Here is a 12,950-nt window from a genome sequence, read left to right as displayed (position 1 = left end):
CTCCGGCTCGCTGTGCACCAGCTGACTGCTGGCACGAGGGGTAGTGCCAGCGCACCACGTTGGGGGGAGCCATGTGGCGGACAACTCTTCCGTTTCTCAGGAGCACACTTCGCGGAAGCCGCTTCAGCGTTGTGGCCGTGATCGCGTGTTCGGTTGTCTCGGGTGTAGTAGCCACGACCAAGTCCCTGATCGAGTCCCGAGTCATCACGACTGTTGCCAATATGGTGGACAACCACGACTACTCCTCGCTGTTCACCGCGCCCATCGGGGCGGTCGGGTCGGATGACTCTGATCCCGTGTCGAGAGTTGCCGGCTCTCTCCTGACGGGCATGGAGTTCGGGCAGGCAGTCGTGGTCTATGTGCTGATCAGTGCAGTCACTGCACTCCTCATCGTCATCACCTCGGCCGCCAGGGAGACCATTTCCTGCCGGCTCTTCTCCGAGCTGTTCGAAGCTGGAGTGAAGAGCGCCTTCACCAGGGCGACGACTCGACTCGACCAACAGGATGACGAACCTGGCGGCGCTGCGGGCGCCATCCAACAGGGCGCCCGCGCAGTGTCAGGCGCCTACGCATTGCTGGTTGAGGCCGTGCAGTACCTCTTCACGCTCGGAACCATCCTGATCGTTCTCGTGCGGGTACACCTTGGCTTTGCGGGGCTGTGTGCAGCAGTGGCCCTCCTGTTCGCCACGATCAGCTTCGTGCAAGGCCGCCGTCTGGGCTCTCAGCGTGAGGAGTTCGACGACCGGCGCCGCTCACTCTTCTCGTTCACGGCGGACGTGCTCGCGAACCGGGACGTCCTGCTGGCTCACGAGCGTAGGGACACCTACGTCGAGCGGCTCCGTGCCTCGAGCCTTGGCCTTGGGAAGATCGACAGGCACCTCTCGGTCCGTGAAAGCAGGTACCTGGGATCCATCAACTTCATCAACGACCTCGGGCAGATCGGCATTCTGGCCGTCGTTCTCGCCGTGTCCATGCAAGGGACCGACGTCACCAGCGTCGGCGACGCCTACTTCTACGTTTCACTCTTTGCCCGGCTGACCAGTCCCATCAGGGGACTGCTGAACGGATACGACTCAGTTCGCCGTTCGATGTCGACGTCCAAGACATTGGTCGACCTGCTGGGCCAGCGGCTGACCAGCAGTGCGGGGTCGGGTTCTCCTGCGGCTGTTGGAGACGATGCGGTCGTCTTCGAAGACGTCCAGTTCGCTTACTCCAGCGAGGGCCCAGCTGTTGTGGCCGGCTGCTCATTCCGAGTCCCGTCAGGTGGGGTCACGCTCATCGTTGGGCGCTCGGGCATCGGCAAGACAACCCTTGCACGACTGTTGCTCGGATTCATCGAGCCCACCGAAGGCGAAGTGCGTGTTCACGGAGTGCCCACACGGGACTGGAACAGCGACGAGATGCTGCTCCAGATGAGCTATCTGGCCCAGACCGGACACGTCATCGACGGCTCGGTCAGGGAAAATCTCTTCGCTGCGGATGACATGGCGGACTCGTTGCTCACGTCGGCCCTGAGCGCGGCAGGTCTCCACGGGGAGGGTTCGGGCGACCTCTTGGACAAGCGCGCGAAGACGTTGTCCGAAGGCCAGAAGCAGCGCCTGGCACTGGCCCGAATCCTGGCTGACACGGCACCGATCGTGGTCCTGGATGAGCCCTTGGCCGGCGTGGATGGCTTCACCTTCGCCGAGATTCGTGGACCGCTGTCAGTGTGGATGGCGGATCCGCGGCGCACAGTCGTCATCGTGAGCCACCGACTTGCCTTTGCCTCGAGTGCCACCCATGTCGTCGTTCTTGGGGATCACGCTTCGGTGATGGAGCAGGGCACCCCGAAGGAGCTGGCGGCGATCCCCGGAGGACGGTTCGCCACGCTGCTTGCCGTGGCTCGCGATGAGGCGTCGGCCGCGCCCAAGGGATAGTGAGAGAGGGCTGGTGGAAGCGGCGCGCCTGGCTCCTGGCTCGGAGGGCTCCGAGCGCATAATGGCGTCATGAGCGGACGCCAGGGTCCATGAGCGGGACGGGTGGTCGTCGTGATCGGCCCACGCTCGAGGACCTGGTCCACCGCGCCCGCACAGAGCTGAGGGACTGGACGGACGCTCACGAGCACGATCCGGGTGTGGCGCTCCTGGAGCTGTTCGCCTACGTCGCCGAGCTGCTGAGCAGCTACTCCGACCGGGTCACGGGGGAGGCCCATCTCGGCACCGAACGTCACGGATCTGCGCGCCGAGCCACGGTGGACGTCGTGGTCGACGGTCGGCCGTGGCGCCGCGTCAGCGACTTCGGCGACTCGGATGCGGGGGACCACCACTACCTCGTCAGCCAACGCGCTGATGGGGCGAGCATCATCGAGTTCGGGGACGGCGTGCATGGCCGGAGACCGCCGTCCGGTAGCTCGATCGGCGTTCGTTACCGGAACGACCGCGAGTACTCGTCGGTGATCGTGCAGAACGGGCGAGTCATCCTTGACGCCGATTGGAGCGAGGCCGCATCCGGTCACACCGACGGGATCCACGCTGGTGTGGTGCTCGACAACACGGATCCGCTGATGCGCCGTCGCCTGCTGGTTCGGGTGCCCGACGTGAGTGGCGATCAGGCGTTGTGGGCGATGTCCTGCCTGCCCGTACCCGATCCCCCCGGGGTGCCGGCGGTCGGCGACGGCGTCTGGGTCGCCTTCGAGTCGGGCGACCCGTCACGCCCGGTCTGGTTGGGTCGCCGCCTGACCACCTGAGGTGTGCCATGGAGTGAGATCGCCCCCGGGGCCGGGCTTGCGGATCCACCCGCGCCGCTGCTGTCAGGCGAGTCCGGCTCGGTGGGCGATGACGACCAGGTGGACCCGGTCACGGGCGTCGAGCTTGGCCTGGATGCGCGACACGTGGGTCTTGACGGTGGTCTCACCGATGAACAGGCTCGTCGCGATCTCGGGGTTGGTGGCGCCCTGGGCCACGAGCTCGAGCACCTGCGACTCCCGCGGTGACAGGCGACCCACGGCGGCCACTGCCTCAGGGTGTCGCCGTGCTGGTTGGCCGCGCACGAGCTGGGCCAGCACCTGCTTCTCGACGGCGACGTCACCGGCCGCGACGGCTCGGATCGCTGCGACGAGCGACTCCCGTGGTGCGTCCTTCAGGAGGTAGCCGCTCGCGCCCGCCCGGAGTGCGGCGAGGACGTAGTCGTCCGCGCCGAACGTGGTGAGGATCAGGATCTTCGTGGCAGACCCCGACTCGATCACCTGACGGGTCGCCTCGATCCCGTCGACCTCGGGCATGCGGATGTCCATGAGCGCGATGTCTGGGGCGAGTGTCGTGATGAGGCCCACGGCCTCCGCCCCGTCGGCCGCGGTGCCGAGGACGGTGAAGTCCTCCTCGGCGTCGAGGATCGCGGCGACCCCGTCGCGGATGAGGAACTGGTCGTCGACGACGACGATGGTCGTCACGGGTTGCCGCGCAAGGGAAGGACCGCTCGCACGCGGTAGCCACCACCGGGCCGGGGTCCCGTCGTCAGCAGGCCACCGCAGGCGGCCACCCGCTCCTGCATCCCCGACAGGCCGTAGCCCGGCGTGGCCGCCGACCCGTTGGCCTGGCTCGCCGGCTCACTCTCGTTCTGCACGTCGATGACGAGCAGGTCGGCCTGCTGCGTCACCTCGACGGACGTCGGCGAGGTGTGCGCGTGGCGCAGCGCGTTCGTCAGCGCCTCCTGCACGACTCGGTATGCCGTCGCAGACGCCTCCGGGGTCAGGGTGGGTTGGTCGCCGGGCGCGTCGAGCGTGACCTCCAGGCCGGACTCCCGCATCCGTCGGACCAGCTCCGGGACGTCGGGCCACGTCGGGGCCTGCGCTGTCTGACCGCTCTGGGTCGGGTCCCGCAGCGACTCCAGGAGGCGACGCGTCTCCCCGAGGGCCTCGCGGCCGGTGTCCTGCACCCGCCGCATCGCCTCGTCGGCGCGCGCCGGGTCGGAGGTCATGAACAGCCGCGCGAGCTCCGACTGCACCACCACGACGCTCAAGCCGTGCGAGACCACGTCGTGGACCTCGCGGGCCAGGGTGAGCCGTTGCTCCGCTGACGCGGCCTGCGACTGGGCGGCCACGGCTTGCGCCACGTGCTCGCGCAGCTGGCGCTCGTGCTGGAAGGCGGCTCCCAGGGCGAAGACCCACCACGCATTGAGGCCCCACGCCCACGCGTTGCCCACCTCGATCTGCGGGATGACCGACGTCCACAAGAGCACCGGCAGCTCGGGAAGCACCAACGCGGCATACCGGGTCGGACCTCTCCCGTAGCGCCCGCAGGCGAACACGGCGACGACCAACAGGTACAGGGACGACAACAAGAACGCGTGCAGGTCCGCCGTCGTCGTGAGCGCGAGTGCACCGACCACCACCAGCAGGGCTGGGACGGGGTACGTGCGACGGAAGCACTCGGCCAGGGCACAGACGGTCAGGACGAGCGCGAACGGCCAGCGCGGGCCGTGCACGGCGACCGTCTGCGGGCCGACCACCCACAGCTCGACCTGCCCCGCGGCCCAGAGCGCCGCAGGGACTGCCCAGTCCCGCCAGGTGAGGCGGCGCACCAGCCCCGACATGACCCAAGGCTACGCGGGTGGGTGCGTTCGGGACGTCGTCCTGTGGTCCACACCCGAACCACCCCAGGGGATGACGAGGTCGGACTCCACCGGCGACGCGGTTGGCCGTCCCGGAGCGGCACGCTGCAGCCATCCACCCAGAGCAGGGGCAACGAGAGGACCTTCGATGAGACCGCCCACCCTGCTCCCTGCGACGACTGCCGTCGTCCTCGTGCTGGCCCTGGCCGCTTGCGGCGAGGGCGGCGGCTTCACCGCCGGACAATCGTTGAGCAGCAACGAGTTCCGTGCGGCGGTGGACCAGATCGGGGCCGCCGGCAAACCGGCCTACTACCTGGGCTCCTCCTACGACGACCTCCCGCTGACCCTGCTCGACCTCGTGGAGGAGAACGCCCCGTCCTTCCAGGTCCAGGCCGACTACGGCACCTGCGAGTCCACCGGCGACGGTGGGTGCTCGGACCCGGTCGTCGTCTCCACGAACGACTGGCGGCCGGACGTGGAGGTGATCGCCTGCCGGCGCCTCGAGCCACAGCTCGGCGTGCCTGCCGGTGTCGTCATGGGTGAGCTGACCCTGGTCACCGGTGAGCTCGTGATCACCCTCTCCGACTTCCGCGAGCGGCCTGGCGGCGACGGGATCGCGCCGGCGGTCCGAGCACTCTCCGCCCTGCGGCGGGTAGGCGACTCGACGCCGGTCGGGTCACTGCCGCCACCGACCCCCGAGGCGGCCGGGTGGATGGACGAGGCCTGCGGCACCACACCCGGGAAGGAGGTGTTTCACGAGCTGGGCGGCGGTCCGGACGCTCTGGACAACTCCACGGTCCCCGACTTCACGGTGGAACGACTCGGCGGCGGGGAGCTGGCGTGGGCCGACTACCAGGGCAAGCCGCTCGTGCTGGTGGTCGGCACCGGCCCCCAGGTGTCTGCCACCGTGCGGCGGCTGAAGCCCATCGTCGCGCGAAACCCTTCGCCCCCAACGCTGCTCGGGTTGGTCAGCGACCCGTCCGGAGACAAGTTCAACCCCCGGCCCGTGTCCGAGATCGAGTCGGAGGTCGGCGACCTCGGGGTGCCTGTCGGGTATGCCGCCGTGCCCCTGTCCGCGGTCTGGTTCCTGGACTCCGCGGCCAACCGCGGCAACCAGAACGCCTGGGACGAGGGAGTTGTCGCCTTCGTCGATGCCTCCGGCACGGTCACCCAGTTCGCCCGTCCGTCGGCGCCCGACGCCCAGCTGGGGGAGTGGGCTCGTGCGCTGGGCTGAGGTGTGGTCACCCGCCGCGGTGGCCCCCAGCCCCAGAGGGATCGACCACGAACCCGTGCTCACGGCTCCCAACGCCATCACCCTGCTGAGGACGGTCGGCTCGCTCGTCCTCGCCATGGCAGCCCTGGCCCACGAGAGCCCCGGTCTGCTGGTCGCGTCCTACCTCGTCTACTGGGTCGGTGACATGGCCGACGGCGAGGTGGCCCGCCGGATGGGCCTCGAGACGCGGATCGGCGCCGTGTTCGACATCGTCGCCGACCGGGCGAACAGCCTCACCTGCGCGGCCTGCTTCGTCGCACTCGACCCGCGGCTCGCCGTACCCATGGCGATCTACGTCATCGAGTTCGCGGTCGTGGACACCATGCTTTCCCTCGGGTTCCTGGCCTTCGAGGTGCTGGGCCCCAACGACTTCCACGGCGTCGACCTGCTCCTCTGGCGGTGGAACTGGTCCCGCCCGGCGAAAGCACTCAACACCTCCTGCATCGTGCTGGCCTGCCTCGCTGGTCAGGTGGGGGTGGCGACCTTCTTCGCGGCCGCCGTCCTCGCGGCCAAGGTGTGGTCCTGCTTCCGCCTGCACCAGCTCGTCAGCAAGACCACCCGGGAGGTGAGCCATGAGCGCTGCAGGTGAGCTCGCGGGTGCCGGTCTCCTGTTCGGGGCCCTGGGCGCTGGTGCGGTCTCGGGACTGGTCCCGGTGATCAACGCGGAGGCCCTGCTCACGGCGGCCACCGCAGGCAACCCGCACCTCTGGCTGGGCCTGGCCGTCAGCCTCACCGTGGGGCAGTGCTTCGCCAAGGTGCTGATCTACCTCACGGCCCGCGAAGGGCCGCACCGCCTCCACCCCGACGGCAGGGTCGGACGAGTCGTGGACCGCGTGCGCGCCCGCGCACGGGCTCGCAGCGGTGGCAGGACCCGCCGACCGTGGTCAGTGGGGCACGGGGCACGGGTCCCGGTGTGGCTTCGGCCCGAACGCCTCGTGCGGCTGCTCGCCCGACCGCTACCCGGCACCTCCGTCGTCCTCCTCAGCGCGACGGTCGGACTGCCTCCTCTGGCGGCGGTCAGCGTCGTGGCCGGGACTGCGCGGCTTCGGCTGCCACTCTTCGTCGCCGGGTGCCTGACCGGACGGCTGGCGCGCTTCGCGCTGATCGCCTGGCCGGTGGCCCACCTCGTCACCTGAGGGTCGTGCGGCGCGGCGCGCCGGCACGCGGCATCCCCCGTGCTCATGGGCGGCCGGGCGGATGGGCGGCATCGGGCACCGGCCACGCGTCGGATGGTGGGCGGCGCGGACCGTTCGGACGCACGCACGGCAGAATGGCCGGGTGACCTCGCCAGCAGTCCTCGACCCGGCCATCGCCGCGCGCCTCAAGCGTGACGCGCAGGGCCTCGTGGCGGCCATCGTCCAGCAGCACGACACCGGTGAGGTGCTGATGCTCGGCTGGATGGACGACGAGGCGCTGCGCCGCACGCTCGGCGAGGGACGCGTGACGTTCTGGTCGCGCAGCCGGGGAGAGTACTGGCGCAAGGGCGACACCAGCGGCCACGTCCAGCACGTGCGCTCGGTGGCGCTCGACTGCGACGGTGACGCGCTGCTCGTGAAGGTCGACCAGGTCGGTGCCGCGTGCCACACCGGCGACCGCACCTGCTTCGACGCCGGCGACCTCGGGGCGAGCGTGGTCGAGCCGTGACGGACGTCAGCCCCGACCTGTCGTTCGGCACCACCTGGCCGAACCTCGAGACCTTCCAGATCCTGGCCAAGGACCGGCGGGTCATCCCGGTGGTGCGCCGGCTGATGGCCGACGCCGAGACGCCGGTCGGCGTCTACCGCAAGCTCGCCAAGGACGCGCCCGGCACGTTCCTGCTCGAGTCCGCCGAGCACGGCGGCGTCTGGTCGCGCTACTCCATCGTGGGTGCGGCCAGTCGGGCGACGCTGACCGAGCGCGACGGTCAGGCCCACTGGGTCGGCGAGCCGCCGGTGGGCGTGCCCACGGACGGCAACCCCCTCGAAGCACTGCGCGACACCGTGGCCGCCCTCGCCACCGAACCCATCGAGGGCCTGCCTCCGCTGACCGGCGGCATGGTCGGCGCGATCACCTACGACGCCGTGCGCCGGTGGGAGAAGGTGCCGGCCACCCTGCCCGACGAGCTCGGACTGCCCGAGATCTCGATGATGCTCGCGACCGACCTCGCCGTGCTCGACCACGCGGACGGCTCGGTGCTGCTCGTGGCCAACGCCGTGAACTACGACGCCACCGACGAGCGCGTCGAGGACGCCTGGGCCGACGCCGTGTTCCGGCTCGACGCCATGACGAGCGACCTCGCGGCCGATGCCGCGTCGACGGTCGCCACCGTGGACCGGGTCGCCTTCGCCGCGGCCCGTGACGAGGTGCGCAGCAACCTGACGCAGGCCCACTTCGAGGAGATGGTCGAGCAGGCCAAGGAGGACATCCGGGCGGGGGAGGTCTTCCAGGTCGTTCTGTCGCAACGGTTCTCGACACCATGCCCCGCCGACGCCCTCGACGTCTACCGCGCACTGCGCTCCTCGAACCCCAGTCCCTACATGTACCTGCTGCGGCTCCCGGCAGGCGACGGCACGACCTACGACGTGGTCGGCTCGTCACCGGAGGCCCTGGTCAAGGTGACCGGCCGTCGCGCCATCACCCACCCGATCGCCGGCTCACGTCCTCGGGGCAAGACCCCTGAGGACGACCAGCGCCTCGCCGAGGACCTCCTCGCCGACCCCAAGGAGCGGGCCGAGCACGTGATGCTCGTCGACCTGGGCCGCAACGACCTCCAGCGCGTGTGCGCCGCGGGCACGGTCGACGTCGTCGAGTTCATGAACGTCCGCCGCTACTCGCACGTGACCCACCTCGAGTCCACCGTCGTCGGCGACATCCGCCCCGACCAGTCCGCGTATGACGTGCTCGTCGCGACGTTCCCGGCCGGCACCCTGTCCGGTGCCCCGAAGCCCAGGGCGCTCAGCCTGATCGAGCACTACGAGCCCAGCCGTCGTGGGGTCTACGGCGGAGTAGTCGGCTACCTCGACTTCCACGGCGACCTCGACATGGCCATCGCGATCCGGACCGCCGTCATCAAGGACGGCACCGCCCACGTCCAGGCCGGCGCCGGGATCGTCGCCGACTCGGTGCCGACCTCGGAGTTCGAGGAGACCGTCAACAAGGCTGCGGCGGCGCTGCGTGCCGTGGCCACGGCCGCCGCCCTGAGGACCGTCGAGTGAACCGTTCCCGGCTGACCTCCAAGCTCGCGGTGGTGCTGCTGGCCCTCCTCGGCTCCGGCATCCTGCTGTCCAGTGGCGGCCGGGTGTGGGTCAACGGCACGGTGGACGACGCCGTGCTCGGGGCGAGCAGGATCTCCGGCACCGGCACCGAGGTCGCCTCGGGGGTCATCGCCCTCGCCCTCGTCGGTGCCGCGGCTGCCCTGGCCAGCGCCACCGGCGGTGCGCTGGTGCGCCGCCTCACCCTGGCCGTGCTGGCCCTTGCCGGCATCGCGGAGGCGGTGGTGGCCGCGCGCGTCGCCCTGGCGCCCGAGGACCCCCTGGGCGCCATCGCCGCCAAGGCCGCGGGGCGGACGGGGTCGATCGAGACGCACGCCACGATCACCGCGTGGCCCTGGATCTGTGTGGTCGCCGGCGGGCTGCTCCTGCTCGCCTCCGTCGCGGGGTGGCTGGGTGCCTCCCGCTGGCGGGGGCTGGGCGCCCGCTACGAGGCCCCCACGACGTCCGCGGGCGCGCGGGGCCAGCGCGTCGCGACGGACTGGGACCGGCTGGATGCCGGTGACGACCCCACGCTGCGCGACGGCGGCGCAGCCACCTGACAGAATGGGTGCCGACCCGGCCGCGACCCGCACCCACCGCGCCCACCCCACACGACCACGACCACCAGCAGGAGCCAAGCCGATGGCAGAGCAAGAGATCCACGAAGACCACGGACACAGCCTCGCGGCGTGGACGGGAGTCGGCGTCATCCTCCTCGGGTCGGCCATTGCTGCCTGGGGCGTCGCCATCGCGAACACCGCGGTGTTCGTCATCGGCATGGTCATCTGTGTCATCGGTGCGGTGGCCGGGAAGGTGCTGTCACTCGCCGGCTACGGCGCGACCTCGCTCGACGGTCCGGACAGCCCCGACAGCAACAAGCCCGAGGTGGGCGTCAAGTAACACGGAGGGCCACCCGTCCACCGGCTGACCCCAGCACGGAGCTCCCAGTTCCGCTGGATAGCCTGTCGACATGCCCACCGTGCTCGACGACATCGTTGCCGGCGTCCGCGAAGACCTCGCCGGCGCACAGGCGGTCGTCGGCCGTGACCGCATCGAGGAGCTGGCGGCGTCAGCCGCCCCCGTCCTCGACGCCGAGGCAGCCCTCCGACGTCCGGGTCTGGCGCTGGTCGCCGAGGTCAAGCGAGCCAGCCCGAGCAAGGGTGCGCTGGCACCGATCGCCGACCCTGCCGCCCTGGCCGCGGAGTACGAGGCGGGTGGAGCCACGGCGGTCAGCGTGCTCACCGAGCGACGCCGGTTCCACGGCTCGCTCGACGACCTCGACGCGGTGCGCAAGGCAGTGCGGATCCCGGTGCTGCGCAAGGACTTCATGGTCGACGACTACCAGCTGTTCGAGGCCCGCGCCCACGGTGCCGACCTGATCCTGCTCATCGTCGCGGCGCTGGGGCAGGACGACCTCGTCCGCATGCAGGGGCTGGCGCACGAGCTGGGCATGACCGCGCTCGTCGAGGTGCACGACGAGGACGAGACCCGCCGGGCCGTCGACGCAGGCGCCTCGGTGATCGGGGTCAACGCCCGCAACCTCAAGACCCTTGCCGTCGACCCCGACACCTTCGCCCGGCTCACGCCCCTGATCCCGGACACCTGCGTCAAGGTGGCCGAGTCCGGAGTCGGTGGACCGGAGGACGCCGCCCGGTTCGCGGGTGAAGGCGCCGACGCCGTGCTGGTGGGCGAGGCACTGGTGCGTGGCAGCGACCCGCGCCGCGCGGCATACGAACTCATCGCGGCGGGAGCCACACCATGACCGGCCTGACCCCCGAGCCGCTGGCCCGTCCCGGACGCTTCGGCGACTTCGGCGGCCGCTACGTGCCCGAGGCACTCATTCCCGCGCTGGAGGAGCTCGACGAGGCGCGCCGCAAGGCGATGGTCGACCCCGAGTTCATGGGCGAGCTCGAGCGCCTGCACCGCACCTACACGGGCCGTCCGAGCATCATCACCGAGGTGCCGCGGTTCGCCGCCCACGCCGGCGACGCCCGGATCATCCTCAAGCGCGAGGACCTCAACCACACCGGCTCCCACAAGATCAACAACGTGCTGGCGCAGGCCCTCCTGACCAAGCGGATGGGCAAGACGCGCGTCATCGCCGAGACCGGCGCCGGTCAGCACGGCGTCGCGACCGCCACCGCAGCCGCCCTGATGGGGCTCGAGTGCGTCATCTACATGGGCAAGGTCGACACCGAGCGGCAGGCCCTCAACGTCGCCCGCATGCGGATGCTCGGCGCCGAGGTGGTCGCCGTCCCGACCGGCAGCGCGACCCTCAAGGACGCCATCAACGACGCCCTGCGCGACTGGGTCACCAACGTCGGCAACACCCACTACATCCTCGGCACCGTGACGGGTCCGCACCCGTTCCCCGAGATGGTCCGTGACTTCCACCGGGTGATCGGGGTCGAGGCGCGCGCCCAGGTGCTCGACCTCACCGGACGCCTTCCCGACGCCGTGATCGCCTGTGTCGGTGGCGGATCCAACGCCATGGGCATCTTCCACCGGTTCATCGACGACGCCGAGGTGCGGCTGATCGGCATCGAGGCCGGGGGAGAGGGCATCGAGTCGGGCCGGCACGCAGCGCGGTTCGCGGCCAGCTCGCCCGGGGTGCTGCACGGCACGTTTAGCTACCTCATGCAGGACGACGACGGCCAGACCCTCGAGTCGCACTCGATCTCGGCGGGACTCGACTACCCGAGCGTCGGCCCGGAGCACGCCCACCTCCGCGACACCGGGCGGGCCGAGTACCGCTACGCGACCGACGAGCAGACCATGAAGGCGTTCGAGCTCCTGTGCCGCACCGAGGGCATCATCCCGGCGCTGGAGTCGGCGCACGCCCTCGCCGGGGCGATCGAGGTCGGTCGTGAGCTCGGCCCCGACGCCCTGCTGCTGGTCAACCTGTCGGGGCGTGGCGACAAGGACATGCACACGGCTGCCGAGTGGTTCGGCCTCATCGACGGCGACGCGACCCCCAGCGGCACGGTCCCCGGCGGCGCGGCCGACGAGCCGCGCGCCGAGGGCGACGGAAGGACCCAGCTGTGAGCTCCACGACCACGGGCATCGGGGTCGGTCGCGTCCTCGAGCAGTGCCGCGCGGAGAACCGCGCCGCCCTCGTCGGCTACCTACCCGTCGGGTTCCCCTCGGTCGAGGGCTCGATCGAGGCGATGGTCGCGATGGTCGAGGCGGGTGTCGACATCGTCGAGGTCGGCATCCCCTACAGCGACCCGCTCATGGACGGTCCGGTCATCGCCTATGCCGCCGACCAGGCCCTCAAGCGCGGGGTCCACGTCGCCGACGCCTTCACCGCGACGCGAGCCGTCCGCGACGCAGGGGCTCCGCCGCTGGTGATGTCCTACTGGAACCTCATCCTGCGCCACGGGCCCACCGCCTTCGCGCGTGACCTCGCGGCCGCCGGTGGCGCGGGCATCATCACCCCCGACCTCATCCCCGACGAGGGCGCCGAGTGGATCGCGGCGAGCGAAGAGACCGGTCTCGACCGGGTCTTCCTCGTCGCCCCGAGCTCCACGGAGCAGCGCATCGCCGCCGTGACCGCCCAGTGCCGTGGCTTCGTGTATGCCGTGTCGCACATGGGCGTGACCGGCGCGAGGACGTCGATGGGCGACGCCGCGGCAGTCATCGTCAACCGGACCAAGGCGGTCACCGACAAGCCCGTGTGCGTGGGCCTCGGGGTCTCCGGTGGGTCGCAGGCGGCCGAGGTCGCCGCCTACGCCGACGGGGTGATCGTGGGCTCGGCGCTCGTGCGGTGCCTCACCGAGGCGGACGACCCGGCCTCCGGCATCGCCTCGCTCCGCGCCCTGGTCGGTGAGCTGGCCGAAGGCGTCCGGAGCGGTCGCTGA

14 protein-coding genes are annotated in these 12,950 nt (G+C 70.6%); 12 read left to right on the top strand and 2 right to left on the bottom strand.

Going from position 1 to position 12,950, the window contains the following annotated elements; translation table 11 throughout:
• Positions 1-221: 221 nt before the first annotated feature.
• The gene (locus tag AC1DWJ_RS02820) at positions 222-1,916 is read left to right on the top strand and encodes an ATP-binding cassette domain-containing protein (protein WP_477619938.1); all 1,695 of its coding nucleotides are present in this window, start codon (positions 222-224) and stop codon (positions 1,914-1,916) included.
• A gap of 197 nt (positions 1,917-2,113) precedes the next feature.
• A complete protein-coding gene (locus AC1DWJ_RS02815; protein WP_477619937.1) occupies positions 2,114-2,725 on the top strand; it encodes a phage baseplate assembly protein V in 612 nt (203 codons plus the stop codon).
• 63 nt (positions 2,726-2,788) lie between these two features.
• Here the strand turns inward: AC1DWJ_RS02815 and AC1DWJ_RS02810 are convergent, their stop codons facing one another.
• Complete coding sequence (locus tag AC1DWJ_RS02810) at positions 2,789-3,427, bottom strand: response regulator (protein ID WP_457255476.1); 639 nt, start codon at positions 3,425-3,427, stop codon at positions 2,789-2,791.
• Positions 3,424-4,569: a sensor histidine kinase gene (locus tag AC1DWJ_RS02805; RefSeq protein ID WP_457255475.1), complete on the bottom strand. Its 1,146-nt coding sequence runs from the start codon at positions 4,567-4,569 to the stop codon at positions 3,424-3,426. Before AC1DWJ_RS02805 ends, AC1DWJ_RS02810 begins: the two co-directional genes overlap by 4 nt.
• Positions 4,570-4,735: 166 nt before the next feature.
• On the opposite strand from AC1DWJ_RS02805, the gene AC1DWJ_RS02800 reads away from it, so the two are divergent.
• From AC1DWJ_RS02800 to trpA, 10 genes are all read left to right on the top strand, one after another.
• Positions 4,736-5,821 (top strand): hypothetical protein, encoded by a 1,086-nt coding sequence (locus tag AC1DWJ_RS02800; RefSeq protein ID WP_477619936.1) that lies wholly within the window; start codon positions 4,736-4,738, stop codon positions 5,819-5,821.
• 55 nt (positions 5,822-5,876) lie between these two features.
• Complete coding sequence (locus tag AC1DWJ_RS02795; protein ID WP_477619935.1) at positions 5,877-6,449, top strand: CDP-alcohol phosphatidyltransferase family protein; 573 nt, start codon at positions 5,877-5,879, stop codon at positions 6,447-6,449.
• Positions 6,433-6,996 (top strand): hypothetical protein, encoded by a 564-nt coding sequence (locus tag AC1DWJ_RS02790; RefSeq protein WP_457255472.1) that lies wholly within the window; start codon positions 6,433-6,435, stop codon positions 6,994-6,996. Before AC1DWJ_RS02795 ends, AC1DWJ_RS02790 begins: the two co-directional genes overlap by 17 nt.
• A gap of 142 nt (positions 6,997-7,138) precedes the next feature.
• Entirely contained in the window at positions 7,139-7,504 is a 366-nt protein-coding gene (gene hisI, locus AC1DWJ_RS02785) for a phosphoribosyl-AMP cyclohydrolase (protein ID WP_457255471.1), read from the top strand.
• On the top strand, positions 7,501-9,054 hold the full coding sequence (locus tag AC1DWJ_RS02780) for an anthranilate synthase component I (RefSeq protein WP_457255470.1): 1,554 nt from the start codon (positions 7,501-7,503) through the stop codon (positions 9,052-9,054). The genes hisI and AC1DWJ_RS02780 overlap by 4 nt, the downstream gene beginning before the upstream one ends.
• Positions 9,051-9,650 carry a Trp biosynthesis-associated membrane protein gene (locus AC1DWJ_RS02775; RefSeq protein ID WP_457255469.1) on the top strand — a complete coding sequence of 200 codons (600 nt, stop codon included), beginning with the start codon at positions 9,051-9,053 and terminating at the stop codon, positions 9,648-9,650. The genes AC1DWJ_RS02780 and AC1DWJ_RS02775 overlap by 4 nt, the downstream gene beginning before the upstream one ends.
• An 82-nt stretch (positions 9,651-9,732) precedes the next feature.
• The gene (locus tag AC1DWJ_RS02770) at positions 9,733-9,990 is read left to right on the top strand and encodes an HGxxPAAW family protein (RefSeq protein ID WP_457255468.1); all 258 of its coding nucleotides are present in this window, start codon (positions 9,733-9,735) and stop codon (positions 9,988-9,990) included.
• A gap of 70 nt (positions 9,991-10,060) precedes the next feature.
• A complete protein-coding gene (trpC, locus tag AC1DWJ_RS02765; protein WP_477619934.1) occupies positions 10,061-10,852 on the top strand; it encodes an indole-3-glycerol phosphate synthase TrpC in 792 nt (263 codons plus the stop codon).
• Positions 10,849-12,135, top strand: coding sequence for a tryptophan synthase subunit beta (trpB, locus tag AC1DWJ_RS02760; protein ID WP_457255466.1), 1,287 nt, complete (start codon positions 10,849-10,851; stop codon positions 12,133-12,135). The genes trpC and trpB overlap by 4 nt, the downstream gene beginning before the upstream one ends.
• On the top strand, positions 12,132-12,950 hold the full coding sequence (trpA, locus tag AC1DWJ_RS02755) for a tryptophan synthase subunit alpha (RefSeq protein ID WP_457255465.1): 819 nt from the start codon (positions 12,132-12,134) through the stop codon (positions 12,948-12,950). The genes trpB and trpA overlap by 4 nt, the downstream gene beginning before the upstream one ends.

Source organism: Pedococcus sp. P2_D7 (assembly GCF_056404295.1).
This window is presented reverse-complemented; position numbering and strand designations above follow the sequence as displayed.

Bases quoted from the DNA above. Each gene is read 5' to 3' on its own strand.
- AC1DWJ_RS02770 (WP_457255468.1), top strand. From the start codon at position 9,733: ATGGCAGAGCAAGAGATCCACGAAGACCACGGACACAGCCTCGCGGCG.
- AC1DWJ_RS02800 (WP_477619936.1), top strand. From the start codon at position 4,736: ATGAGACCGCCCACCCTGCTCCCTGCGACGACTGCCGTCGTCCTCGTG.
- trpB (WP_457255466.1), top strand. From the start codon at position 10,849: ATGACCGGCCTGACCCCCGAGCCGCTGGCCCGTCCCGGACGCTTCGGC.
- AC1DWJ_RS02820 (WP_477619938.1), top strand. From the start codon at position 222: ATGGTGGACAACCACGACTACTCCTCGCTGTTCACCGCGCCCATCGGG.
- AC1DWJ_RS02805 (WP_457255475.1), bottom strand. From the start codon at position 4,569: ATGTCGGGGCTGGTGCGCCGCCTCACCTGGCGGGACTGGGCAGTCCCT.
- trpC (WP_477619934.1), top strand. From the start codon at position 10,061: ATGCCCACCGTGCTCGACGACATCGTTGCCGGCGTCCGCGAAGACCTC.
- AC1DWJ_RS02790 (WP_457255472.1), top strand. From the start codon at position 6,433: ATGAGCGCTGCAGGTGAGCTCGCGGGTGCCGGTCTCCTGTTCGGGGCC.